Genomic DNA, 25,289 nt, shown 5'->3' with positions numbered 1-25,289 from the left:
AGTCTAAATAAAGGACAAATGACAAAGGACAAATGACAAATTTCAAAACTGACCTAATTGCAAACTGTAATTAATACTAAAGAACCAGCCATCAAAATCAATGTTTTCGGCGGTTGAACTACCTAAATTCACTCCAGCCTGCAGATTCATATTGCTGGTATCAGATATTCGGTAATTTAAGTGCCCGAATAGCCGATGAAATTGGTCTTCTCGATCGCGCTGTGTAAAGTCCGAAAAATTCACCTGGTAGTTAATACCAACTTGGAGAGGCTTTTGCAAGTAGTAGTTCAGAGACACCCAAAAGGAATTGATTATGCGATCGCGACTTTGGGGATCAGCAAAATTTACACTCAATTCGTAAAAGCTATTTAGTATTAATTTTGAAGTTAGGGGATCTCGCCGTCCTAAAAACACTTGCAAGGAATTCTCATTTAAAAAGCGATCGCCTGCTTTGAAACTATCCAGGCGATCGCTGTTGTTGGCATAAAATAACTGTTGATTGCTCCAACTAACTTCTCCATACATTCGCTGCGATAGCTGCTGGTAAATACCGAGATTAAATCTCACCTGGTTGTAATCGTATTGTGACTGATTGATATAACGAATGAGATTGCCATCAATTGAGCCGTTTAAAAAAGTCTTAGCTCCCAAAGGGAAATAGGCAGAGGCTAACGTCAGTCCAGAAAAAATTAAACTATCTTCTATTGGAATATCCTCTGAGGAAAAAATATTACTCGTTTGGAAGTAGGCGACACGCCCTTGTAGATAGCCTATAGGTTTAAACCTAACTACGGGTTGTTCTATTGGTGGAAAAGTAGGCTGTTCTAGGGGTCGTAACCGCACCCGCAACCCCAATTCGCGATCGCTATCAAATTCAGGTGGCTGTTTTGGCAATTGTAGCAGCTGCATTAGCCTTTCTAGCCTTTGGGACTGATTTATCTCAGGTGTATTCAAAAGCTCCTCTTTTGAGTCTGGAGGAGATGTAGGTAAATTACTTGGCTGCGATTCTAACTGTGGCGGGTCATTTTGCTTTTGAGTATCCCCAGGTTCTTCGGTTGTGTCTGGAGCTTGAGTAGTTTCGGTTGTTTGCTGCGCCAGCTTTAACGAAAAGGCAGGGGGAAATGCTCCCTTCCTCTTGTGGTGGAAATGAAGGGGGGAACATGAGTCTGAATCCCTCACTTCGATTAACTGGTTATTGTACCCAACGGGAATATGGCGCAACAGATGGGGGCGAATTTCCATATTTACTATCTCCCCAACTAAGAGTTCCCTACTCCCTTGCCTCTTTTTCAACGGCATCTGCGAATTTGAAGCATGCGACTCACTAGACTGCTTGCACAAACAGTTAATTACCTCTTGCTCCAAATTCTGACATGGCTGATAATTTACCTGTGTCCTTGCTAAATTTTTGGAATGCCAAATATCTGTATTTGCAGATTCTGCCGCATCTACTCTAATACAACACCAGCTTCCACCACTGGAAACCAAAAAAATACAAAAAAACAAATTCTTCCAGTTTTTGAGTCGCATCTGTTAGATTGCGTTGATCGCGTTTGGCAAATGTAGACCCACAAGCTGTATCAGAAGTTCCGACTCACAATATACAATTGAGTGCATCTATTTTCACTTTGTAGGTATATACTGAAACTACAAACTGAAATTGCTGCTTTTCGGATTTTTCCCAGATTGTTTTGCAAAAATGAGATAATCGGATACAGTTACAGTTTATGGGCAAATTTAGTGAAATACAGACAGTGAGTCATCTTACAACAGATCCCTAATAACTTTTTGTCCCTGTAGCTGATCTAATTAAAATGGATTATTCGTAAGGTACTCCAGATTTAATTGTTGATATCAAGTATTAATCTTGAAATATCCCGCAGGCTTTATTGTATCTAATGCAAGTTTCATAAAAAATTAAATCAACTAAACACATAATTTATTTGTAGTCTATTTTACATGTTAAATTTAGGCTAAATTGAAGATAATTTTACTAAATAAATCGTCTATAAAATTATTATCTGCTTAAACCTTTAATTATTTTGGTATTAGTTGAAAATCATAAGTTATCAAATTATGTTTTATAAATCGTTTCCATTGTTAGTGATAGGTTTATGGGGAGTTATAGTACTACCCTTGCCAAATAAAGTAAATGCCATAACCCCTTTGACGCGAGCAGAGATTCAAGACCTCCAGAACATCGTACAACTGATACCCAAAGATAAACTCAAGAAACGTCCTGCACGCAAGTTAGATGCAATGACTCCTGGGGATGGGCTGTCAACTGGTCGAGCTTCGCTAGCAGATTTGCGTTTCAATGATGGCTCTTTGGCACGAGTTGGAGAACAGGCGTTATTTCAATTTTTGCCGAAGACTCGTGACTTTAAACTTTTAAATGGGACTGTGTTGCTACTCATCCCACCAGGAAGGGGACAAACACGTATACAAACGCCAAGTGCAGCAGCAGCAATTCGTGGTTCAGCATTATTTGTACGTTATGACCAACGAACAGACACCACAATTGTGGGTGCACTCACAACTAGCGGCATTGAAGTTTCTAACAAGGAAGGTTCTGAAACTAAGGTGCTGGAAGCAGGACAGATGATAATTCTAATTAAAGGGGAATTTCAGAACTTATATGATTTTGATCTGAGAAATTTTTATGAAACGAGCCAACTGGTTCGGGAACTTGATTTGAACAGGCAAAGTCCTGTGCCTACACATGATCCAGCAATCACCAGTGTTCAAGCCGAAACTACTGCGGCTTTGAAAGCACAGCCATCGGTAAAAGGCGAGGGAGTAATTGAAATGCAGCTAACTCGTCCTAATAGCCCAACTGAGACAACACCCGTAACCTCAACTGAGACGACATCTGTAACCTCAACTGAAAAATCACCCAACACCTCAACTGAGACAACATCTGTAACCCCAACTACTCCAACACCCGTAACCCCAACTGAGCCAACACCCGTAACCCCAACTCAGCTTCCAAGCACATAAAAAGTGCTAACAGGGGTACAAAATGTTCTGCAAATGCCGAAGGCGGTTGGTTTTGTCATAATTCTAATTTTGCGTATGTGGGACTTAGCAGCTCCAACGCAGTAGCACAAACTTATGCCCAAAACCAGAGGCAGAACCATGACAAAGAATTTTAGTTACTGCCTCTACAGCAACCAAAGCAAAAAGTGATATTCCCTACGACGAGAGAACATCTCCTAACGCTAGATTAAATCAAGGACAGGACTTACACAGGGTTAACCGGATATCCTTATATAGTTCAATGACGTTTTCTGTGTAAGTTCCCAAGAACTGATTTATTGCTAAAGAGAACATAAATTTATGACTTTTGATTACGACCTGTTTGTAATTGGTGCGGGTTCTGGAGGTTTGGCGGCTTCCAAACGGGCGGCTAGCTATGGGGCAAAAGTGGCGATCGCAGAATATGATTTAGTTGGTGGCACTTGTGTGATTCGGGGTTGCATTCCCAAAAAACTCATGGTCTATGGATCTCACTTTCCTGCACTGTTCAGTGAAGCTTCAGGTTATGGCTGGAAAGTAGGTAATGCCGAGTTAGACTGGGAATATTTCATTACATCTATAGATAAGGAAGTTCGGCGACTGTCGCAACTACATATCAGCTTTTTAGAAAAAGCGGGAGTAGAACTAATTTCTGGTCGCGCCACATTGCTAGACCCCCATACAGTAGAAGTGGATGGACGCAAAGTTACAGCAAATAAAATTTTAATTGCTGTTGGTGGGCGTCCCATCAAGCCAGATTTACCAGGGATGGAATATGGCATTACTTCTAACGAAATCTTTCATCTAAAAGAACAACCAAAACACATCGTCATTCTTGGCGCTGGTTATATTGGCACAGAATTTGCCTGTATCATGCGTGGTTTGGGTTCTGAGGTTACACAAATTACCAGAGGTGAAAAGATTTTGAAGGGGTTTGATGAGGACATCCGTACAGAAATTGAAGAGGGGATGACAAACCACGGAATTCGGCTGATTAAAAATAATGTGGTAAAAACAATTGAACGCGTGTCGGAAGGTTTTAAACTGACTTTATCAGGGGAAGACCAACAACCATTAATCAGCGACGTGTTTTTAGTGGCGACTGGTCGAACTCCCAATGTAGATGGACTAGGTTTAGAAAACGCTGGGGTTGATATTGCTGCTACTTCTATGGAAGGGCCAGGGTATAGCACCACAAATGCGATCGCAGTCAATGAATATAGTCAAACTAATCAACCGAATATCTTTGCTGTTGGCGATGTCACAGACCGAATCAATTTAACTCCCGTCGCCATTGGCGAGGGACGCGCCTTTGCAGATAGTGAATTCGGCAATAACCGCCGCGAATTCAGTCACAAAACTGTTCCCACAGCCATATTTTCTACCCCAGAAGCCGCTACAGTCGGCTGGACAGAAGCCGAAGCACGGGAAAAACTCGGCGATGCCGTCAAAATTTTTCACACTCGCTTTCGCCCCATGTACTATACTTTGACTGGTAAGCAAGAAAAAACAATGATGAAGTTGGTGGTTGATAGCAACACTGACAAAGTGCTAGGTGCTCACATGGTGGGTGAACATGCTGGTGAGATCATTCAAGGTGTAGCGATCGCTGTGAAGATGGGCGCAACTAAAAAAGACTTTGACGCCACCGTTGGTATCCATCCCTCAGTAGCGGAAGAATTTGTCACAATGCGGTAATAAGATTTAGGAGTTAAGAGTTTGGAGTTAAGAGTTATGAGTTGAACAAAGAAATTCATAACTTAAAACTTAAAATTTTTAACTTCTCACTCCCAACTATCTACAACTTTGCAATATATATATCTTCACGGTTTCGCTTCCAGTCCTAATTCTGCCAAAGCGCGGGATATAAGCGATCGCTTTGCCCAAATTCATACAAAGCTAAAAATTCCCGATCTAAATGCTGGCGATTTTTCGCAGTTAACAATTACTCGTCAGATTACTCAAGTTGCCGCAGAATTCAGTAATAATTTTACGCCAGTAACGCTCATTGGCTCAAGTTTAGGCGGCTTAACCACTGCCCACTTGGGACAGGAATACTTACAAGTACAACGTATTGTGCTGCTAGCACCAGCTTTTGAGTTTTTATCCCATTGGTTACCCAAGCTAGGCGATGAAGAATTACAGTGTTGGCAGCAAGAAAAATATATTATGGTCTACCACTATGGGGAGGAGCAAAAGCTTCCCTTAAGTTACGATTTCATTACAGATGCTGCCCAATACCAAGAGAAGTTTTTGCAACGTCCTATCCCCACCCTGATATTGCATGGAAAAAACGATGAAGTCATCCCCATCGAAGCCAGTCGTAACTTTGGGCGATTGCGTCCTTGGGTGGAGTTAGTCGAACTCGACAGCGATCACGCCTTGGGTAATGTTATGGAAGAAATTTGGCAGGCAATTCGCCTCTTTTGCCAATTACCTTGAAGCTGTAAAATATTAAACTCTTACATAAATAATGTCCTTAGTCATTTGTCCTTTCTTTAGTTACTAATGACTAATGACAAATGACCAATGACTAATTACTAAAATTATGCTTCCCTTTATCCGGTCAGATTTAGCCAAATTTACCGCTTACAAAGCTCACCCCAGCAGCGATACAGCCGAATCTGTCCCCGTGCAATTTGATCGGCTAGATACAAATGAAAGCCCTTATGATTTACCACCTGAGTTAAAAGAAAAGCTAGCCTGGACATATCAGCAAGTAATTGAAACAAATCGTTATCCTGATGCCGGACATGAGACACTTAAAGATGCGATCGCCCAATACGTCAATGAATCAGCCGCCATCTCGTTATCTAATACTGCTGCCAATATTTCTGTTGGAAATGGTTCTGATGAAATAATCCGTTCTTTATTAATCGCCACCTGTTTAGGAGGAGAAGGCTCAATTCTAGTTGCCAATCCCACTTTCTCGATGTACGGAATTTTGGCACAAACTTTGGGTATTCCTGTAGTCGCGGTGGGTAGAAATGAAACAAATTTTGAAATTGACTTAAAAGCTGCACAGGCTGCGATTGAAGAAACTCAAAATCCCCCCATTCGCGTAGTTTTTGTAGTGCATCCCAATTCACCGACAGCCAATAGCTTAACTGCGGCAGAGTTGGCATGGTTAAGAAGTTTGAGTGAGGATATTTTAGTAGTAATTGATGAAGCTTACTTTGAATTCAGCCAAACTACCCTAGTAGGTGAATTAGTACAGCGCCCCAATTGGTTGATATTACGTACTTTTTCTAAAGCTTTCCGGTTGGCAGCTCTCCGTGTTGGCTATTGCGTCGCTCATCCCGAAGCGATCGCCATCTTAGAAAAAGTTCGCTTACCTTACAATCTCCCTAGCTTTTCCATAGCAGGAGCATTAGTTGCTTTACAAAATCGCACACTCTTACTGGAGTCAATTCCCCAAACCCTTAGTGAACGAGCTAAACTCATCGAAATTTTATCCCAGCAACCAGAACTACAAATTACCGCAAGCGCTGCTAACTTTATTTACTTACGTCTTAAACCAAATAGCTTTAATTCACCAAATGCTGCCTTAAAAACTTTCCACCAGAAACTTAGAACACTTGGCACCGTTGTGCGACACATTAGCGGAGGATTGCGAATTACTGTAGGAACAATCGAGGAAAACGCCCGTACCATTAATCGAGTCCAAGCTGTATTAGCAAATTTGGAATTTTAGGAATTCCCTCAGTAATTAAATCGGCTGTTCACCTCACTGCCCAAACGGCGTACCATTCCCACTGTTTGCGGCAGCACACCTACTAAAAGAGCAAAAGCAACATCCGGCAGAAGAGCCACTATATCTGGTGGAAAGTATTGTTCAAATTGATCGAGAATTTTCTGAACTCGCTGCCCAGGCACTGGGTTTTCTGTAATTTGTTTGATCAATCGAATCCACTGTCGTCTAATTAAATAAGCCTTCTGGCGTTCTTCATTAGATTCGGGAGTTAATAAAGACAGATTCCCTATGGGCAATGCCCTTTGGCAATCACAATCGTAATCCCCACCTACAGCAGCCCCAGGCCCAGCAAACTCTGCATGATAGCGTTTAAAGAGGATTAATCCATTTCGTCTACGACTATTGACGATGAAAACTTCCCCACTGTGTAAACGTGTAAGGATATCCGAGCCTGGCGGATCAGTTCCATCTGGCATTACAAGAGAGTCAAGGAAACTAGCTTCAGGGTAATAAGTTGATACCATAGAGGTCTGATAGCGTCGATGCTGTTCGCTATCCATGTTTTTTAAACTTTCAACGAATTTGGTAGTAGTATGCACTTCAAAACAAAATTAGCTGTTATGTCAAACTAGGTTTTTGAATTCTTTATATTATCAAGACTCTTTTGACCAATTTTACTAAGATAGTAATAAATAGGCATTGTTTAGTAATTGAGTGATCATATTTTATGAGATATAACTAGATTTGTCTTCCAATTATGAGAGGGTTTTCTTAAAGTTTTTATAAAGATGAATATCTTAATTAAAAAGTTATTATGATCTATTGCTAGTTTTCTCAGTGTAATTCTACAGCTATTTTCATTATAATTAATTTATTTATCTTATATAAAATATTCTAAAATACTTGTCGTTTAATAGCAAACAAAAAAGACAAAATTTCATAAGTTAATCATTTAAGATAAGTTTCCAAAGTTATATATTTATTACTATTACGAATAATAAGCTTAAAAAAAAAGTTTAAACAAAATATGCTTAAAAAAAATTATTTAAAGCTATGTAGCAGTCCTAAATGATTCGTAAACTTTTTTGCTTCTTTTCTTCTCTATGAGACGCTACGCATTGGCGGAAGCCTCTCGTAGAGATAGTGGTTCAATAATTTTTTCAAAAATCTAAGTATATGTAGGGTGCGCTAGAACGCAGTCCGTAACAAAGCCTTTGAACAGTACTATACTCTCGTCTAGCATACCCTGCATATATTTCAAAATAAAATATTAGTCCTATAACTAATACTAGCTTAGTTTTAATTAAGTTAGTTTGTGCTTTGATTATCTATATTGGTGAGAAATTTCCCAAAAGTAATTACAACATCAAAACCTAATTATTATCTGCCAAAAGAAAATTCAAATAGTGGAATCAGTACCCAGATGCTTGTGCAATAACATTTGGCTTGAGCGTCTTAGGAAAAATTTATTCCAATTCGATTCGACTTTATGCACCCGATATCCCAACTTAAAATAAAGTTGCCTTGCTTGATGGTTATTTTCCAAAACGTGGAGATATAAGTCTTGAAATCCCCAGTCACGAGAAACCTTTTCACAGCTAGTCAGTAACCCTGAAGCAACACCGTGTCTACGGTATTGTGGGTGAACTGCTAAATTAGATAAGTAAGGAAAACCCGTGCTCGCCTGGCTCCACGAATCACTGTAACGTACACCCAGTTCTACACTTCCTACTAAGTTATTAGCCGCACTAGTAGTAGCTTCAAAGGCGACTAAACAAATATGACGCGACGGAGGTGATGCCATGCGATGCCTTAAGTCTTCGTAAATACCGAGACGTAGCAATGGAAATGCCCATCCCCACATACCCTGTTGGGAGTGAAAGCTTTCAGCAATAATTTGAGAAATACTAATCAAATCAGCAGGTGTAGCTGTACGAATTTGAAATTGGCAGCAGGCTGGATTGATTGGCTGTTGCTGGCATGGATGAAAAAACCGATATTTCAAGGCTAGTTTAGTATTGATTTTATTCAACGAAAATTTTCTCAAATCTCCTCAAATACCATTTCAACTGAAGAAAAACTTTATATCTGCCCAGAAGATTGAATTAACCTAAGATTGCTAATTCGCTTTTGCTTGTGGAGCATACAAAGTTTTCCACTTTCGTTTGGGGCTTTATAGCCTGTATTATTGGAAAAGTCAAAGTCTTAGAAGTTACAGCTTCATTAAGCTACAATCTTAAGTTCAGTAGGTTCAAGTGCATCCCTTGCTTTAGGTAAGGAGGATATCAGTTTGTTTACCACAAAAACATCTGTAAGGTGGAACAGGTTTAGGTGAATGGGTAGATAAATAGCATAACCTGTCCGTAAACATTACCTACTAAATTGTTAAGTAAGTACACTACCGACAAATTCTGCTTGTAAATCACCTTTAGTTACAGTATTGAACTTACTTAGGTAATTACCGCTACACTAGCTGGACTTTACTACTAGTATAATTCGGCGGAAATAAACCTACCGTTTCATTACAGCCAAAAAGCTCAAAATTATAGACTTTTCACTTCTGAGAGCCAGTTGCTTCTCTTCTCTTCGAGAGGCTACGCCAAAGAGACGCTGCACGTAGCTTGCTTCCCGGTAGGGGTACAAGTAGGCACAGCCGCAAGAGCGCACTGGCTTCTTTTTACTTCTGCTTCGCGGTAATAGGTCATAGTAACAGTCTGTGCAGGTATAGGGGAAGAATCTCCAAGATCCAAGATCCCTAACTTCTTAACCCTACCTTGCCTTAATGATAGTTCTGATTGCTAAATTAGAAGGAGGTATTTGTCTAATAGTATACTTTGGCTTTAAATCTTCATGTTTTAATATTTTTGACTCTACCATGACTACCATAAATAAAATTTACCTGCAAGTGTTAGTAAAACTGCTGCAAAGGGAAAACTTAATAGGCAGCTTCATCTGGATTTGTCAGCTAGCTCTGAGCGCTGTATGTATTATCAGACATTGCTCACAGGAGGTGAAGGAAGATTTGGCAAGCAAGCAGCGACTCTGTAACCCTAAAACTGATTATGCAAACAATTACACTGCACCAACGCAAAGGGTAATAGGCATAAGCCATTGAGACGAATTACTGTGCGTAAACGCTCCTACACTCAGCAGTCATGCAGCCAAACAGCCTTATTGGTCAAAATGCTCTGCTCTTACCTGACTCAGAAAAATTCTTACCTGACCAGATTATTCTTTATTCGACTGCCGTTGCAGCAGGAAAGCGGTGCATGAAATCCCAAGCAAACAGTAAGCCTAAAATTTTGGTTGTCGATGATGAACCAGACAACCTTGACTTGCTTTACCGCACTTTCTATCGCGACTATAAGGTGCTAAGGGCAAACTCTGGCCCTGCGGCACTTGATCTGCTGGCTCAAGAGGGGGAGGTCGCGGTGATCATCTCCGATCAGCGGATGCCGATGATGAGCGGTACAGAATTTTTGAGCCTGACAGCAACTCAATATCCAGATATTATCCGAATTATTTTAACTGGCTACACCGATGTCGAAGACCTGGTGGAAGCTATCAACGCTGGTAAGGTATTTAAATATGTCACCAAACCGTGGGAAGCTGAGGAACTCAAAGCAGTGGTACGCCAAGCTTTGGATACTCACAATGTTCTCAAAGCCCGCACCCGCGAGCTTACCCGCACACTTCGGCAAGAATCACTGCTGAATACTGTCACAAATACGATTCGCAGTGCTTTAGACTATCGCCAAATTTTGCAGGCAATTGTAGATACAGTGGGTCACATGTTGGAGGTGGATGTTTGCCTATTGCGTCCCTTCCAAGATGAGCAGTTAGCGGATAAAGGATTTATTTATCAGAAGCCTCTTTCTGAAGAAGCAGGGGTGCAGGCAAATAATTCTTCTGCTTTGCCCGTGTCAACCTCTACCCCTCAGCCTCTTTTGGCTCAAACTGTGTGGGAAACTCGTGAAGTCCAGGTGATTCACGATATAACTGATGATGAGCGTATTCACGGTAATACTCCCGAACTGCGCCAACGTGGGGAAGCTTTTACTGCCGCTAACATTTGTTCTAGTTTAGTTGTGCCATTGATTTGCCAACAAGAACTGATGGCAGTGCTGGCACTGCATCAGTGTTCTCTGCCTCGCTTCTGGGAGGAGGATGAGGTGCAGCTAGTGCTGATGGTGGCGGATCAGGCAGCTTTAGCTTTGTCTCAAGCTTATGCTTATGAGCAAGTCCGTGCCCTTGCAAAGAGAGAAGCCCTAATTAATACAATTACTAGCGCGATTCGCTCTAGCTTAGACCCCCAAGATATTTTTGCGGCGATCACCCAGCAATTGGGACAAGCCTTACAAGTTGATGGCTGCATCTTGTCTTTGTGGACAGAGGAAGATGAGTTTGTCCAGTGTGTGGGTTTGTATGACAGTTTTCAACATTCGGAAAATTTGCATAAGGACAGCCCAACCCAGGCATTGGCAGCCCCAGACAATCATTCAAGTAGCAAGAATCACCTATCGCCTCCGAAATTACCTTATTCTCAAGCATCTATACAGGAGAATCCAATCCTCCAACAAATGCTACAGACACATGAACCTGTAGTAATTGGTAATGTGAGCCATTCTCCCTCAGATGTGCAGGGTTTTGATTTGCCGTTAAACATGCCAGCGCGATCGCTAATGTTTGTACCATTATTAGCTGATGGTAAATGTATCGGTAGTATTACGTTACATGAAGGTAAAAAAGTACGCCGATGGCTGTCATCTGATATTGATTTAGCTAAAGCAGTAGCGGCTCAAGCAGCGATCGCTGTGCAGCAGTCATACTTATTTCAAAAAACTCGCCAACAAGCTGAACGCTTACTGGAATTAGATAAACAAAAAACCGAATTTTTCCAAAATATTTCCCATGAGTTTCGTACACCCATCACCTTGATTCAAGGGCCTTTAGAGTCGGCGGTGGCGGCTGGTGAAGGATTATCTTACTCCCAAAGTGCGATCGCCCTGCGTAACTCCCGCCGTCTGCTGCGACTGGTAAATCAACTCCTAGATTTACAACGCCTGAATGCGGGGAGAATGCAGCCTAGCTTCCATCCCTGCGATTTAGCAGAATTTGTCACCCAAATTGTGGAATCTTTTCGTCCCTACTGTGAGAAAAAGAGATTGCATCTCGTCACCCAGTTAGATGAATGTTCTCCGGTGTACTTGGACATGGAAAAATTTGACAAGGTGGTTTATAACCTCCTGTCAAATGCCATGAAGTTTACTCCCGAAGGTGGGACGATTAGTGTCAGACTAAAATCTGAGCGCGATCGCTGCATATTACAAGTACAAGATACTGGAATAGGCATTGTTAAAGAACAAATTCCCCACCTCTTTGAGCGCTTTCGCCAAGCTGAAGGTTCCGCAAACCGCTCCTATGAAGGTAGTGGTTTGGGTTTAGCTTTAGTTAAAGAATTGGTCGAATTACATGGTGGTAAAGTCACTGTGGAATCAGTTTACGGCCAAGGCACTACCTTTAGTTTATGGCTTGTGAGTGGAAATGCTCATTTACCCACACAGCAAGTACTAGAAACGCCTACCGAACTGAATACAAGCCGCGCTAGCGTAGAATTGGCTGATTTAGAACTGGTATCAACAACAGACAATATTGAAGATATTACAATAAACTCCTCCCCTAGTATTGATACTCAAGACTCAACACTTAAGACTCAGCACTCAATTTTAGTTGTAGATGACAACCCGGATTTACGAACCTATGTATCTGAGATTTTCCGCCGCAACGGCTATCATGTACGCACAGCTCGTAACGGTTCTGAAGGGCACAGCCTAGCTCAGGAAATTATACCCAGCTTGATTGTGACTGACTTAATGATGCCCTTGGTGAGCGGACTTGAAATGATTCACCTGATCCGCAAAGAGGAGAAGTTGAAAGGAATACCAATCATTCTGCTGACAGCAAAAGCTGACGAGGAAACCCGCATCGAAGGTACAGAACATGGCGCGGATGCTTATTTAGCAAAACCATTTAACGATCGGGAACTTTTGGCGGAAGTTCGGAATCTTTTGGCATTGAAGGAAAATGAACGGCGAATCATAGAGTTAAATACTTATTTAACAGAATCGGTGCTAAAGCGCTTTTTACCGGCTGTATTGGTACAAAAAGCCGCAACCGGAGATTTGACGTTAGATTTGCGCCCAGAACCACGCTTAATTACAGTTTTGTTTAGTGATATCGTGGGTTTTACACAGCTATCAAATACTCTCAGATCCCGACGAGTCGCAGAGTTACTAAATGAATATTTAGAAGCCATGACCAAAGTTGTATTTGGCAATGGCGGCACCGTAGATAAATTTATGGGAGATGCTATCTTAGCTTTATATGGAGCGCCGGAAGAGCTAACCCCCAATGAACAAGTGCGTCGTGCCATCAATACAGCAAGAGCAATGCACCGCTCACTAGCTGAGTTGAACCAGCGCTGGCGAAACCAAGGTGTATTCGATGGTGACAGACTTACTAGCGTCCAGTTTCGGTGCGGTATCCACCAAGGTACTGCTGTTGTGGGGATGTTTGGTAGTGCTCAACGAGCTGATTATACTGCTATTGGGCCAAGTGTGAATATTGCTGCAAGGTTGCAAGCTGCTGCTATTCCCGGTACGATCCTAGTTTCTGCTGCCGTGGCAGATTATTTGCAGGAAGAAGAAATTACTAAAGGTAGTCCGCTAGAACTTAAAGGAGTAGATGAAACAGTTTTGACTTTTGCTGTTACACCAGAAGTAATGGTTAATCGCTAAAATTTAGACTGGTATTGTGAACTACACCGCCGTAAGACGGACGGGGCTTCCCAATTCACCGGGAACAGCCTCCAGAACTCCGTAGTTTTTTTGGTCTTACATTTCCTCCAAGGGCAGAAGTCCTGGTTCCCAAGACCCAAATCTTTCTCTTGCTACACTTACCTATACAGCTTGGTTTTCGCTTACGGCATTGGTGGTCAAGACCTAACAATTCTATCAGTTTATTTTGGGGATTCGTCATACATCTGAATATTTGTTTTTGAGTCGTGCAAAAAATCAATCCCAGATGCAATCCTCACCCACTTCCGCGACACGTTAAAGCATTAGCAATGAGTAATACTGCCTAATCATATCCAGTTTATATAATATGCCACTATCAGTTGCAGACAAAACTCCAATTCCAAGCAAAGTCTGGAGGCGACACACCGATCCACCAGCTTTGTGGATTTCTGTCATTATAGGTTCACTCTCTCTGCACTTGCTAGCGTTCTGGCTGATGCGCTCTTCTAATGCATTTAGTTTGTGGTTTCCCCAACAAAGTCAATCTGCTGTTCCCATTGAATTGATAGAAATTGCTCCCAAATCAAAATCAACAGCCCAAAAAGTTTCGCCAAAGCCAGCATCCGCAACTCAAAAGTCTGTACCAGCACGTTCATCACAAACAGATCGAACTACGCCTAGAAATCAAGATTTTGGCGCAATAAATTCTGCGGATAATCTCCAGCAGAATAGGCAAACTTACGCCTCTCAACCTAATAAGCAACCCTTTAGACAACAGAGAGTTGCTACGGCGACACCGACATCGAAATCTACACCGAAATCTACACCGATATTTACACCTACAGTTCCAGTCGGTAATCTACCTTGGAACCGTCGTCAAGAAATCAAACTGGGAAAGGGAACGCTACTACCAACGAGTGTTCCATCAAATTCACCAGGTTCGGAAGCTGATAACAGAGAAACGCCACGTACCTCCGCTCAGAAAACTCCAGCAACTCCGACTAAAGAAACTCCACGCACCCCCACTCAGGAAACTCCAGCAACTCCGATTAGGGAAACCCCACGCACTCCCCAGGAAACTCCAGCAACTTCGACTAGGGAAACTCCAAGCACCTCCACTCAGGAAACTCCAGCAACTCCTGCCGGGGGAGCATCAGTAGCAATAGTAGCTCCTTTGCTTAGAGATGAAGTCAGTAGCTTGATACAATCAGGAAGATTACGACAAGATGCTTTACCGGACGTTATCGCTTTATATAGGGGAAGCAACACCAAAGAATTAGACTCAAGTTTTCTCATCCAGAATTCTGGCCTTGAACCAGCAAAACTCTTGGCTAGCTTAATAATTGATAACAATGGCAATTTTCAACAGGCTGTAATTCTAGAAATAGAACCAGCAACACTGCAAAGTGAAAAAAGCACATATCAGCAAGTCCTCAGCGAAGTTTTCAAAACAGAAAACTTTATTGCTGCTCACAACAACGATGGCACAAAACCAGAATTGAGCAATCTATATGTCAGGATCAACATCCAACCTGCTAATTCCAACTAAATGCTTGAATTTTTCCAAAAGCTGTGTTAAATTTATATGGTTGGAATTTTGCGGGCGTAGTTTAGTGGTAAAACTATAGCCTTCCAAGCTATTAATGCGGGTTCGATTCCCGCCGCCCGCTTAGAAAAGTTTGAGATGCACTACACGGTAGAAATCCACCTTATGTTTTAAAAATAGGGGGCAAAATACTCTATTGCTCTATGTGTGAGGCTATTTTTGAGTGGGTGTCTGACCCGCCCAGTAAATCTAAGGCTTAATATTAAACAGCTTAATTATTGCTTTTCTTGACTAAGAAACAGCCATGATTGAGTAAGCGATGCCTACGCCTACGCTAACCTTGGGAAACAAATAAAAACTAGAGCAATATCGCCCAGGTTGAATTATCGGGTGTTGCATACAGCACTTCCGCCTGCTATGAGGTACGCACACAGTCTCAAAAGTTAGGATAGGAAAGGGATGTGGGTAAAATTGTGCCTCATAATAGCCGGAAGTGCTGTAAATTCGGGATAAATTGGCGGGTGAAAGCATTGGAAATTCGTTATAAATTATGCGAAATCATCCCCTAATTCAGCAACGCCAATTTTCGAGTATCCCTCATTTTTCTAACATCAACAATGTGCAATATTTTTTATTTACTTATCCAAATCTGCCGCTAACGTAATCTTTGGTATCTTGCTGCTGAGGATTGTTGAAAATTAGTTCTGTTGCGTCGTACTCTACCATGTAGCCGTTACGACCTCCGCCGTCTGTAGTTTTAACATTAAAAAAGGCTGTCTTATCAGAAACCCGCGCTGCTTGTTGCATATTATGGGTAACGATAACGATGGTATATTGCTCTTTAAGTTGGTGAATTAGTTCTTCAACCCGCAACGTGGAAATAGGATCAAGGGCAGAACAAGGTTCATCCATTAATATAATTTCAGGTTGGACTGCGATCGCACGAGCAATACATAACCTTTGTTGTTGTCCACCAGATAAAGACGAACCACTTTGTCGCAGTTTGTCTTTTACTTCGTCCCACAAAGCTGCTTGTCGCAAACTCCGTTCTACCAATTCATCCATATTGCCTTTGTAGCCGTTGATTTTGGCTCCAAAAGCAATATTGTCATAAATCGATTTTGGAAACGGGTTTGGTCTTTGAAACACCATCCCAATCCGACGACGCACCTCTACAGGATCAATGTCGGATGCATACAAGTTTTTATCGTAAAAAAGTATTTTACCATCTGCCCGAAATGACTCAATCAAGTCATTGAGGCGGTTATAGCATCGCAACAACGTACTTTTACCACAACCAGAAGGACCAATAAAGGCTGTAACCTGATTTTTTGGAATATCTAGCCAGATATCTTTCAAGGCTAAAAATTTGCCGTAGTAAACGTTGAGGTTTTCAGTGCGTAAAACGGTTTGAGTATCGTTGACTGTGCTAATGTTGTTAGCCATAAATTAAATTTAGTATTAGTTTTAGCGATACAAATCCGCTATATAGATTCTATTTGTTGACTAAACTTTCTTGCGAGTTGCCCAGCGAGCGATGATACTTGTGATTAAAACCATCAATACCAAAACTAAAGATGCTGCCCAAGCTAGTGATTGCCAATTTTTAAACGGAGAAATGGCATATTTGTAAACCAAAACTGCAAGGGAAGCTGTGGGTTCAAATAAGCTACCAGGCCAAAAATTGGAAAATAGCGCGGTAAATAGTAAAGGTGCAGTTTCTCCAGATGCTCTGGCGATCGCTAGGGTTGCCCCAGTTACAATAGCTGGTAGGGCTGCTGGCAACACTACTTGACTAACTGTTTGAAAGTTAGTTGCTCCTAACCCTACAGATGCTTGTCGCAAATCCTGCGATACTAACTGCAAGGCTTCATCAGTGGTTCGGACAATAATTGGCAACATCAAAATTGACAGTGCAAACCCGCCACCTAAAGCAGAGTATGATCCTAAGTTTAACTTTACCAGTGTCAAAACTACAATGCCATAGGCAAATACTCCAGCAATAATTGACGGGACTCCACTCAGGACATTAGCCGCAAAACGCACCCATCTCGCTACTTGGGCCGAGCTAAATTCTGTGATGTAAATCGCCGCCAAAACACCAAATGGAATACTAATCAGGGCAGCAATTCCTACCATTAATAGTGTGCCCAAAATTGCATTACCAAAGCCTCCTCCCTGTTGTAAAGCTTTGGGTGGCAGTTCAAAAAATAGGTTAGGACTCAAACTGCTAAAGCCTTGAATAATGACGTAAGAAAGGACTGCTAGCAAAGGCACAAGTGCCAATACCCCACAGATAAATGCAACTACAGTCATTACTGTATTAAACAGTGTCCTTTGAGACATGGGAGCGCGAGTTAGACTGCGCTCTGGAAAACTAGAAGTCATAATTCAATCCAACACTAGGCTACAGTCGCTTGACTCTCAGAACGATAAACTCGGCCATCATATTGACTACCAAGGTCAAAAAGAATAAAACTAAAGCAGCGTACATTAAAGCCGACACTTGCAAACCACTAGCTTCTGAAAATTGATTTGCTAGTAGAGAAGAAATCGTATTGCCTGGTGCTAACAGTGAGATACTAATGTTGTTGGAATTACCAATTAACATTGTTACAGCCATTGTTTCTCCCATTGCCCGACCTAGTGACAACATCACAGCGCTAACTATCCCTGAAAAGGCTGCTGGAATCAGAATTTGCAAGATGGTTTCCCATCGAGTTGCTCCTAGTCCTACGGCTGCTTGGCGCAAACTGGAGGGTATAGAAATTAAGGCATCGCGAGATAGAGCTGTGATGATGGGCAAAGTCATAATTGCTAATATGACTCCTGCCGGTAACATTCCTGGGCCTGTAGGGGGGGTGCTAAAAAATGGTATCCAGCCAAAGTAACTATTGAGCCATTTTCCCAAGTTAGTTAAGATAGGCACTAAAACAAAAATACCCCACACGCCGTAGACAACGCTGGGAATAGCTGCAAGCAGTTCTACCGCAAAAACCAATACCAACTTCACTTTTGCGGGTAAAAAATCTTCGCTTAGTACTATAGCAGTACCAACTCCAATCGGTACAGCTATCAGTAAACCAATAAAAGAACTCAAGAGAGTTCCATAAATTTGAGGTAGCACCCCGTAGGTATCATTAACTGGGTTCCAAGTGGTGTTAGCTAAAAAGCTAGCACCAAACTTTTGCATGGCAGGCCAAGAAGCAATTGCAACCTGTAAGCCGATCCATAATAAAGCGGCAGCAACCCCAAAGGCGAAAATTTTAGTAAGCCAAATAAAACCCTGATCTAGGGACTTTTCTACATCAGAGCGATTTTTTGTCGCTGATGAAAGGTTTTGAGAATTTGTAGTCATGACTACCGACTTTCACAATTAAATCAGAACAAAATATGGGAGGCAACCATATTAACAAAATTGTTGCCTCATAGCCTTTTTAAACTGAGACATTGGTAACCCAGAGTTCCAAATTACAAATGCCTACAGTCTAGTAACCAGCCTAAAAATTATTCTCTAGGAATGCTCATGTCTTGACTGTAGCTACTTGCTAGCACTAGTACCACTACCAACAGCAATTTTATACTCTGGACTGATTTGATCGGCAGCAGCAGCCACCTTTGTAATGACGTTTTGGGGTAAAGGAACATACCCCAGTGCCACAGAATTCTTCTGACCCTCAGTTAAAGCGTATTCGATCGCAGCTTCAACAGCCTTAGCTTTTGCCGCATCGGGATATTTCTTGTAAGCCAAAATCCAGGTGTAAGTGACGATGGGATAGGAATCCGCACCTTCGGGATCGGAAATAAAGAGACGGAGATCAGGGGGTAAAGTTACTGATGCCAGAGTTTTAGAGGCTGACTCCTCAGTAGGTACAATAAACTGACCGCCTTTGTTTTCCAAAGCAGCAAAATTGAGACTATTTTGTTTGGCATAGCCGTACTCGACATAACCAATAGAACCTTGCGTTTGTTGGATTTGGGCGGTAACACCCTCATTCCCTTTAGCACCAACTCCCTTAGGCCAATTTACAGTTTTGCCTTCACCAACTTTAGTCTTCCACTCCGGGCTAATAGCGCTGAGGTGTTTTGTAAACACACCTGTTGTTCCGCTACCATCAGAACGATAAACAACTGTCATTGCCTGTTTAGGAAGTTTTACACCTGGATTAGCCTTAGCAATTTGGGGATCATCCCAAGAGGTGATTTTGCCTAGTAGAATATCAGCGTAAACGGCTCGTGGTAGCTTTAGTTCTGCAACATCTGGCAAGTTGTAAGCTAGCACGATGCTACCAGCAGTTACAGGCAGTAAAATAACGCCCTTCTCGGCTGGCACCTTCTGGATTTCTTCATCCTTCATAGCAACATCGCTGGCACCAAAGTCTACAGTCCCTTTGATAAATTGCTCAACTCCAGCACCGCTACCAACTGAAGCATAGTCAACTTGCAGATTTGGATATTTTTTGTTTAGATCCGTAAACCATGTATCATACAGTGGTGCTGGGAAAGACGCACCAGCCCCGCTTAACTTGACATTTCCACCCAAATCTAATTTGGTTGTACTGGAGGCAGTGGTATCTGTAGCAGTGCCAGAATTGGTTGCTGTATTATCTGGGTTTTGCTGTCCGCCACATGCAGCTAGGCTGATTGTCAGTGCTAACACTGAAACTGAAGCTGTGAGGCGATGGATTTTTGTTACACTAAGAGGTGAGGGCATCGCTATCAATGTTTGGGTAACTTTTCAGGTGAGCGCTTCTCAGGATACCCTTAAAAGATGAATGTTAAGGTAAAGGATAGGTTAAGAAGGCAAAAAATGCTTGTTTTTTTTTGATGAAGAACAAACACTCGTTTCTACTTTTACTTAATAGAATTTATACTGCTGCTTTAGTTAAATATTAGAAATAGTACCACAGCAAATTGGTTACAGATATTTACAAAAATTTTTTACTACTGTAATTTTATGGTCAATTCATAAAAAAATGGCAACCTATGGTATAATTTGAGACTCCTAAATTTGGATATTAATATGAAATTTTGCTTATCACTTTAAACAGACTTCAATCCATAACTAAATAATCTAAGTTTAGCGAGTGAAATTATTGTTTAGAGAAACGCTAAAAAATAGTGAATTCAGGAAATATCTTTAATACTTTGTAGCAAAAGTTGGTATTGAATCTAAAAATTTATAATCACTATTAACATGTATTAGGTCAAAGGCTATAATCAAACTACGCTTCAGGCAATAAAATTATAGCTATATATACCTAAGCCATAATTTGCAGAACTGAAAAGTTACATACCAAAAAGGCAAAAAAATGTGCCAATTCTTAGATTTATCAGCAAGAATCTTATTTTAACACTAATGAATATACTAGTACAGTAGGCGCGGAAATAAAAATACCATTTCAAATGCACAAAAGTCTCGAATACAATGCTTTTAACTTCCGTCTTGCAGTAATACTTGCTGTTGGTTTTCCTTTTGCCTTTCCTTGGTTGACTGAATAAATGTTTGCTGCTTCCAATCAATTACTATGGTCAATGATTGGCTTACTCCTGACAATGGGTGGCACTTTCCTAGAAGTTTATGGTATCACCTTACCTTGGAATTGGAGTAAGCACGGAATTCAAACAATTTCATTAGGTGTCACTTTTCAAGTTGGCGCAGTATTGCTGGTAGGTTGTTTAGGGGGCAAAAATGCTGGTGCGCTCTCACAAATTGCCTATTTAGTCATGGGGTTGACCTTATTACCTGTATTTGCCGATGGGGGCGGTATTGGTTATGTTAAGCTATCTCAATTTGGCTATCTATTAGGTTTTATTCCTGGAGCTTGGATTTGTGGCTTGTTCGCTTTTAAAGCTAGACCTCGACTAGAAACTCTCGCCTTTAGTTGCATCTGTGGCTTGTTAACTCTCCACCTATGCGGTATTACTTATTTGATTATTAGCTATATTTTTCAGTGGAAAGGTACAGAAAATCTTCCCTTGATGCAAGCAATCCTTAGATATTCCTGGTTTGCACTACCAGGGCAACTAAGTGTGGTCTGTGCCGTTACTGTAATAGCATATATATTGCGTCACTTAATGTTTTATTAGTCATGAAGGGGCTAGAGGCTAGGGGCTAGAAATTTAAAATTCTTCTAATCCTTAGTCCTTAGTCCCTAGTCCCTAATCCTAGTCCCTAGTTTCATGCGTTTAAAAAATCGCCTTTTCTGGATAGCTGCCTTCATAGCTTTTTTCTTAGATCAAATAACAAAATACTGGGTGGTGCAAACCTTTAGCTTGGGGCAAACACTGCCACTCTTACCTGGAATATTTCACTTCACCTATGTCACTAATACTGGTGCCGCTTTTAGTCTGTTAAGTGGGAAAGTTGAGTGGTTGCGCTGGTTATCTTTAGGAGTGAGTTTAGTATTGATAGCGTTGGCCTTGTTTAGTCCAACGTTAAATTTGTGGGATCAGTTGGGCTATGGCTTGATTTTAGGTGGAGCTATGGGCAACGGTATCGATCGCTTTGTTTTAGGCTACGTCGTTGATTTTCTTGATTTTCGCCTGATTAACTTTGCTGTATTTAATGTGGCAGATTCATTTATTAGTATCGGTATTGTGTGCCTGTTAATTGCTTCCTTTCAAAAAACACCGACTTAAACTGACAGGTCGCATTAAATTATTATAGCCTGGGATGATTCATCCCAGGCTATTAATTACTAAAACCTTTGCTCAATTCTGTATGCGAAGACTTGCTCATTGGTTTGAGCGATTTTGAGTTGTTATTTTACACCAGTTTGCATAACTGGTGTAAGAGGTCAATATGCACTGGCGATCGCTGATGGCAAACTATTATTCAGATTATGCCTCAGCTTTTAATTTAATTACCGGCTAGGAGTTGGAGAACTAGAGCCTGGAGTATTATTGGGAGAACCAGTACTTGGTTCGGGATTGGTGTCAGTAGTACCAGACTCAGGTGTAGTTGGGTTTCCTGGTACGGTAATGCTGCCAGCAGGAGCGCCAGACTCAGGTGTAGTTGCGCCTCCTGGTGCTGGAGTTAAGTTGCTAGGAGCGCCAGAATCAGGTGCGGTAAGAGTTCCTGGTGCTGGATTTAAGTTGCTAGGAGCGCTAGGATCAGATGGGGTAACGGCTCCTGGTGCTGGAGTGCTTTCGGGAGTGGCAGATCCGGCTCCAGGTTCAGTTGTGCTACCTGGTGCAGTTGTGCTATCTGGAGTGCTGGTGCCACTAGGCGTGGTTTCTGCTGGTGCTGTAGTGCCACTAGGAGCGCTAGGGGTCACTGCTGTGCCGCCGGGACAGCGTGAGTTGAGCGGAAAATACTCGCATAGAATTTTCATCCCTTCTGGCGACATCTTAATTTCCGTTGGTGCACTAGTTGAGTCGCTACTGGATTGGGCTATGGAGGATTTACTAGATTCGGCCACAGCAATGTTAGCGGTAAATGCTAAAGATAAAGCTGCACCAATCAGAGTCAGAGATTTTCCCATTATTCTGTAATTAACCTCAACGGAACACTCGGCCCATTAAAACAGAGAATAGAATTTAGAAAATCTTCCTAAATGAATATATTTAGGTTTGTTTCAGAATATGTGGATATGTAAAATTGGTAAAAATTAAATCTATTATTTATTCATGGCTAGTGTCTAAAATTACATAAATTAAAACTACAATCGTAGTTATATAACGATTTACATTGATATAGTAAGCCTTTAAGAATAGATAAAAATTTATATTTATATAATAAAGTAACAAAAAACACAAAGATTTTTGGTGTTAGACTAATGCAAAGTATAAATTAAGTCAGAAAATTACGTATAGATAATTTATGCTTTGGCTTATGAGTAAAATGATGAAAGACTAACATCTAATATTGATTGTAATTCGCCCGATTCTTCACTAAAAAGTGTGATGTAAATAGCCGATGAGTTCTCCCCAACCCCCTCAAAAGCCACAAACTTTACTTGGTCAACTGACTCAAGCGGTACATACTATCCAAGCTAGGGTCGATTTTTCTAAATTGGCGCTCAAGCCTAATGCCAAAGTACCGGAACTCTGGGTGCAGGATGCGGGGGCGGATAAAGCAGAGGTATATCCACTGTTGGGCGATCGCTATATTCTAGGTCGTAGCTCCAAATCCAGCGATATCGTTATCCGTAACCCTGTTGTCAGCCAAATTCACCTGTCGCTATCGCGGAATTCTAGCCAACGCACGCCAGTTTTTGTCATCAAAGACGAAAACTCTACCAATGGCATTTATCGTGGCAAGCGTCGTGTCAATTCTCTAGAACTGCGTCACGGCGATATTCTTACTCTAGGGCCTCCAGAACTTGCCGCTTCTGTGCGGTTGCAGTACGTCGATCCACCAGCCTGGTATGTGAAAGCTGCAAGTTGGACAGCTTATGGGGTTGGTGGTACTAGTGCCCTGTTAGCATTAGTAATTGGCGTGGAATGGCTGAAATTTCAAGTTAAACCCCTACCTACAGCTACACGCGCCCCAGTAGTTGTTTACGCCCGTGATGGAGCCACTCCCCTGAGAGAGCCTCGGACTACCTCCCACGTAGACATGAAGCGTTTAGAGGAATTTGGCTCTTATTTGCCTGCTGCGGTGGTGGCTTCAGAGGATAGTCGTTATTACTGGCACTTTGGGGTTGACCCTGTGGGGATTTTACGAGCCGTGTTGATCAATAGCCGCAGTGGAGATGTGCAGCAAGGAGCCAGCACTGTTACCCAGCAAGTTGCCCGCAGTTTGTTCCGCGAGTATGTAGGCAGACAGGATACCCTTGGACGCAAATTGCGAGAAGCAGTTGTTGCCTTAAAGCTCGAAACCTTTTACAGCAAAGATGATATTTTGCTGATGTACTTAAATCGGGTTTTTTTGGGGGGAGATACCTCTGGCTTTGAGGATGCATCCCGGTATTATTTTGAGAAGCCCGCTAAAGAATTAACTTTGGCAGAAGCAGCAACGTTAGTAGGAATTTTACCTGCTCCCAACGCTTTCGATTTTTGTGGGGATAGTCCAAATAAGCTAGAAGCAGCCGAATACCGGAATCGCGTAATTAAGCGCTTGCTGGAGATGGGCAAAATTAAACCTGAAGATGCAAACCGAGCTAGACGCTCCACTGTCCAAATTAGTCCTAAAGTCTGTGAACAGCAAGCTAAGACGATCGCACCTTATTTTTACAGTTATGTCTTCTCTGAACTTGAATCAATCTTAGGGGAGGGAGCCGCAAGAGAAGGAAATTATATCATTGAAACCAAGCTTGATCCAGTGATACAGAGTCAAGCAGAAGCGGCGTTAAATAATTCAGTGAACAACGCCGGTAGAAATTTTAATTTTTCTCAAGGGGCGGTAGTAACTCTTGACTCTAGTACAGGCAGTATCCTGGCAATGGTGGGCGGGACTGATTACAGAAAAAGTCAGTTCAATCGTGCTGTTCAAGCCAAAAGACAACCAGGTTCCACCTTCAAAATCTTTGCTTACACGGCTGCTATTCAACAGGGATTTTCAGAATCAAAAAGTTATTCTTGCGCTCCTTTAACTTGGCAAGGCTTTACTTATAAGCCGTGTCGTGCTGGTGCTGGCGCTACTTTAGATATTGCCACGGGGCTTGCTCTTTCAGAAAATCCTATCGCCCTGCGAGTTGCCAGAGAAATCGGGCTGAATAAAGTCGTGGCTATGGCACAGAATTTGGGAATAAAGTCAACACTTGATCCAGTTCCTGGCTTGGTACTAGGTCAAAGTGTAGTCAATGTTTTGGAAATGACTGGTGCTTTTGGCGCTATTGGTAATGGTGGTGTACGGAATCCTCCCCATGCGATTAACCGAATTTTAGACAGTGGTGATTGCCGCGATCGCAATGATATCAAAACCTGTCGTGTAATCTACTCCTTCGACCAAGATCCAGATGCCAACAAACGAGTTCTGTCTAATGGTGTAGCCGATGAGATGACTAGTTTAATGCGTGGCGTAGTCACCAGAGGTACTGGTCGTAGTGCTGCCATTGGACTGGGCGAAGCTGGGAAAACAGGCACGACTGATAAAAACGTTGACTTATGGTTCATCGGTTTTATCCCTAGTCGCCGGCTTGTAACTGGTGTCTGGCTGGGAAACGACAATAATTCCCCTACATCTGGTAGCAGCGCTCAAGCCGCTCAGTTGTGGGGAAATTATATGCGGCGGATTACAAGGTAAAGAATGGGGAGTAGGGAGTAGGGAATTTTACCACTCCCGACT

17 protein-coding genes and 1 tRNA gene are annotated in these 25,289 nt (G+C 41.9%); 10 read left to right on the top strand and 8 right to left on the bottom strand.

Features of this window, described 5'->3' with window-relative positions; all coding sequences use genetic code 11:
* Window positions 1-42: 42 nt before the first annotated feature.
* A complete protein-coding gene (locus tag VE944_RS32835) occupies window positions 43-1,530 on the bottom strand; it encodes a porin family protein (RefSeq protein ID WP_324987597.1) in 1,488 nt (495 codons plus the stop codon).
* A 546-nt stretch (window positions 1,531-2,076) separates the two neighbouring features.
* Here VE944_RS32835 and VE944_RS32830 point away from each other — a divergent pair.
* The 4 genes from VE944_RS32830 (at window position 2,077) to VE944_RS32815 (ending at window position 6,712) form a co-directional block, all read left to right on the top strand.
* Entirely contained in the window at window positions 2,077-3,000 is a 924-nt protein-coding gene (locus VE944_RS32830; protein WP_324987594.1) for a FecR family protein, read from the top strand.
* Between the two features lie 339 nt (window positions 3,001-3,339).
* Window positions 3,340-4,716 carry a glutathione-disulfide reductase gene (gor, locus tag VE944_RS32825; protein ID WP_324987591.1) on the top strand — a complete coding sequence of 459 codons (1,377 nt, stop codon included), beginning with the start codon at window positions 3,340-3,342 and terminating at the stop codon, window positions 4,714-4,716.
* A gap of 108 nt (window positions 4,717-4,824) precedes the next feature.
* The gene (locus tag VE944_RS32820; RefSeq protein ID WP_324987588.1) at window positions 4,825-5,460 is read left to right on the top strand and encodes a YqiA/YcfP family alpha/beta fold hydrolase; all 636 of its coding nucleotides are present in this window, start codon (window positions 4,825-4,827) and stop codon (window positions 5,458-5,460) included.
* Window positions 5,461-5,566: 106 nt separating this feature from the next.
* Window positions 5,567-6,712 carry a histidinol-phosphate transaminase gene (locus VE944_RS32815; protein WP_324987585.1) on the top strand — a complete coding sequence of 382 codons (1,146 nt, stop codon included), beginning with the start codon at window positions 5,567-5,569 and terminating at the stop codon, window positions 6,710-6,712.
* An 8-nt stretch (window positions 6,713-6,720) separates the two neighbouring features.
* Here the strand turns inward: VE944_RS32815 and VE944_RS32810 are convergent, their stop codons facing one another.
* The gene (locus VE944_RS32810; protein ID WP_324987582.1) at window positions 6,721-7,272 is read right to left on the bottom strand and encodes a hypothetical protein; all 552 of its coding nucleotides are present in this window, start codon (window positions 7,270-7,272) and stop codon (window positions 6,721-6,723) included.
* 839 nt (window positions 7,273-8,111) lie between these two features.
* Window positions 8,112-8,744 (bottom strand): GNAT family N-acetyltransferase, encoded by a 633-nt coding sequence (locus VE944_RS32805; protein ID WP_414690183.1) that lies wholly within the window; start codon window positions 8,742-8,744, stop codon window positions 8,112-8,114.
* A gap of 1,237 nt (window positions 8,745-9,981) precedes the next feature.
* On the opposite strand from VE944_RS32805, the gene VE944_RS32800 reads away from it, so the two are divergent.
* From VE944_RS32800 to VE944_RS32790, 3 genes are all read left to right on the top strand, one after another.
* Window positions 9,982-13,509 carry a response regulator gene (locus VE944_RS32800; RefSeq protein ID WP_324987644.1) on the top strand — a complete coding sequence of 1,176 codons (3,528 nt, stop codon included), beginning with the start codon at window positions 9,982-9,984 and terminating at the stop codon, window positions 13,507-13,509.
* A gap of 367 nt (window positions 13,510-13,876) precedes the next feature.
* Window positions 13,877-15,058, top strand: coding sequence for a hypothetical protein (locus tag VE944_RS32795; RefSeq protein WP_324987580.1), 1,182 nt, complete (start codon window positions 13,877-13,879; stop codon window positions 15,056-15,058).
* 50 nt (window positions 15,059-15,108) lie between these two features.
* Window positions 15,109-15,179 (top strand) — tRNA-Gly (locus VE944_RS32790).
* Between the two features lie 515 nt (window positions 15,180-15,694).
* Here the strand turns inward: VE944_RS32790 and pstB are convergent.
* The 4 genes from pstB to pstS all read right to left on the bottom strand — a co-directional run bounded on the left by pstB (window position 15,695) and on the right by pstS (window position 19,769).
* Window positions 15,695-16,501, bottom strand: coding sequence for a phosphate ABC transporter ATP-binding protein PstB (pstB, locus tag VE944_RS32785; RefSeq protein WP_324987578.1), 807 nt, complete (start codon window positions 16,499-16,501; stop codon window positions 15,695-15,697).
* 60 nt (window positions 16,502-16,561) lie between these two features.
* Window positions 16,562-17,443: a phosphate ABC transporter permease PstA gene (gene pstA / locus VE944_RS32780; RefSeq protein ID WP_324987577.1), complete on the bottom strand. Its 882-nt coding sequence runs from the start codon at window positions 17,441-17,443 to the stop codon at window positions 16,562-16,564.
* A gap of 19 nt (window positions 17,444-17,462) precedes the next feature.
* Window positions 17,463-18,413: a phosphate ABC transporter permease subunit PstC gene (gene pstC, locus VE944_RS32775; protein WP_324987575.1), complete on the bottom strand. Its 951-nt coding sequence runs from the start codon at window positions 18,411-18,413 to the stop codon at window positions 17,463-17,465.
* 183 nt (window positions 18,414-18,596) lie between these two features.
* Window positions 18,597-19,769 carry a phosphate ABC transporter substrate-binding protein PstS gene (gene pstS, locus VE944_RS32770; protein ID WP_324987572.1) on the bottom strand — a complete coding sequence of 391 codons (1,173 nt, stop codon included), beginning with the start codon at window positions 19,767-19,769 and terminating at the stop codon, window positions 18,597-18,599.
* 788 nt (window positions 19,770-20,557) lie between these two features.
* On the opposite strand from pstS, the gene VE944_RS32765 reads away from it, so the two are divergent.
* Entirely contained in the window at window positions 20,558-21,145 is a 588-nt protein-coding gene (locus VE944_RS32765; RefSeq protein WP_324987571.1) for a biotin transporter BioY, read from the top strand.
* A gap of 93 nt (window positions 21,146-21,238) precedes the next feature.
* Window positions 21,239-21,697, top strand: coding sequence for a signal peptidase II (gene lspA / locus VE944_RS32760; protein ID WP_324987569.1), 459 nt, complete (start codon window positions 21,239-21,241; stop codon window positions 21,695-21,697).
* Between the two features lie 224 nt (window positions 21,698-21,921).
* On the opposite strand, the gene VE944_RS32755 is transcribed toward lspA, so the two are convergent.
* The gene (locus VE944_RS32755; RefSeq protein WP_324987567.1) at window positions 21,922-22,542 is read right to left on the bottom strand and encodes a hypothetical protein; all 621 of its coding nucleotides are present in this window, start codon (window positions 22,540-22,542) and stop codon (window positions 21,922-21,924) included.
* A 434-nt stretch (window positions 22,543-22,976) separates the two neighbouring features.
* Between VE944_RS32755 and VE944_RS32750 the strand changes: the two genes are divergently transcribed.
* Window positions 22,977-25,247, top strand: coding sequence for a transglycosylase domain-containing protein (locus VE944_RS32750; RefSeq protein WP_324987565.1), 2,271 nt, complete (start codon window positions 22,977-22,979; stop codon window positions 25,245-25,247).
* The last annotated feature ends 42 nt before the right edge of the window (window positions 25,248-25,289 follow it).

This window comes from Nostoc sp. (assembly GCF_035638895.1).
Taxonomy (GTDB): Bacteria; Cyanobacteriota; Cyanobacteriia; order Cyanobacteriales; family Nostocaceae; genus Nostoc.
Note: the sequence above shows the minus strand (reverse complement) of the source record. Positions and strands in the feature narration are given on the sequence as shown.

Excerpts from the sequence above, each read along its gene's own strand:
- VE944_RS32835 (WP_324987597.1), bottom strand. The coding sequence starts at position 1,530 with ATGCGACTCAAAAACTGGAAGAATTTGTTTTTTTGTATTTTTTTGGTT.
- VE944_RS32830 (WP_324987594.1), top strand. The coding sequence starts at position 2,077 with ATGTTTTATAAATCGTTTCCATTGTTAGTGATAGGTTTATGGGGAGTT.
- gor (WP_324987591.1), top strand. The coding sequence starts at position 3,340 with ATGACTTTTGATTACGACCTGTTTGTAATTGGTGCGGGTTCTGGAGGT.
- VE944_RS32815 (WP_324987585.1), top strand. The coding sequence starts at position 5,567 with ATGCTTCCCTTTATCCGGTCAGATTTAGCCAAATTTACCGCTTACAAA.
- VE944_RS32810 (WP_324987582.1), bottom strand. The coding sequence starts at position 7,272 with ATGGATAGCGAACAGCATCGACGCTATCAGACCTCTATGGTATCAACT.
- VE944_RS32800 (WP_324987644.1), top strand. The coding sequence starts at position 9,982 with ATGAAATCCCAAGCAAACAGTAAGCCTAAAATTTTGGTTGTCGATGAT.
- VE944_RS32795 (WP_324987580.1), top strand. The coding sequence starts at position 13,877 with ATGCCACTATCAGTTGCAGACAAAACTCCAATTCCAAGCAAAGTCTGG.
- pstB (WP_324987578.1), bottom strand. The coding sequence starts at position 16,501 with ATGGCTAACAACATTAGCACAGTCAACGATACTCAAACCGTTTTACGC.
- pstA (WP_324987577.1), bottom strand. The coding sequence starts at position 17,443 with ATGACTTCTAGTTTTCCAGAGCGCAGTCTAACTCGCGCTCCCATGTCT.
- pstC (WP_324987575.1), bottom strand. The coding sequence starts at position 18,413 with ATGACTACAAATTCTCAAAACCTTTCATCAGCGACAAAAAATCGCTCT.
- pstS (WP_324987572.1), bottom strand. The coding sequence starts at position 19,769 with ATGCCCTCACCTCTTAGTGTAACAAAAATCCATCGCCTCACAGCTTCA.
- VE944_RS32765 (WP_324987571.1), top strand. The coding sequence starts at position 20,558 with ATGTTTGCTGCTTCCAATCAATTACTATGGTCAATGATTGGCTTACTC.
- lspA (WP_324987569.1), top strand. The coding sequence starts at position 21,239 with ATGCGTTTAAAAAATCGCCTTTTCTGGATAGCTGCCTTCATAGCTTTT.
- VE944_RS32755 (WP_324987567.1), bottom strand. The coding sequence starts at position 22,542 with ATGGGAAAATCTCTGACTCTGATTGGTGCAGCTTTATCTTTAGCATTT.
- VE944_RS32750 (WP_324987565.1), top strand. The coding sequence starts at position 22,977 with ATGAGTTCTCCCCAACCCCCTCAAAAGCCACAAACTTTACTTGGTCAA.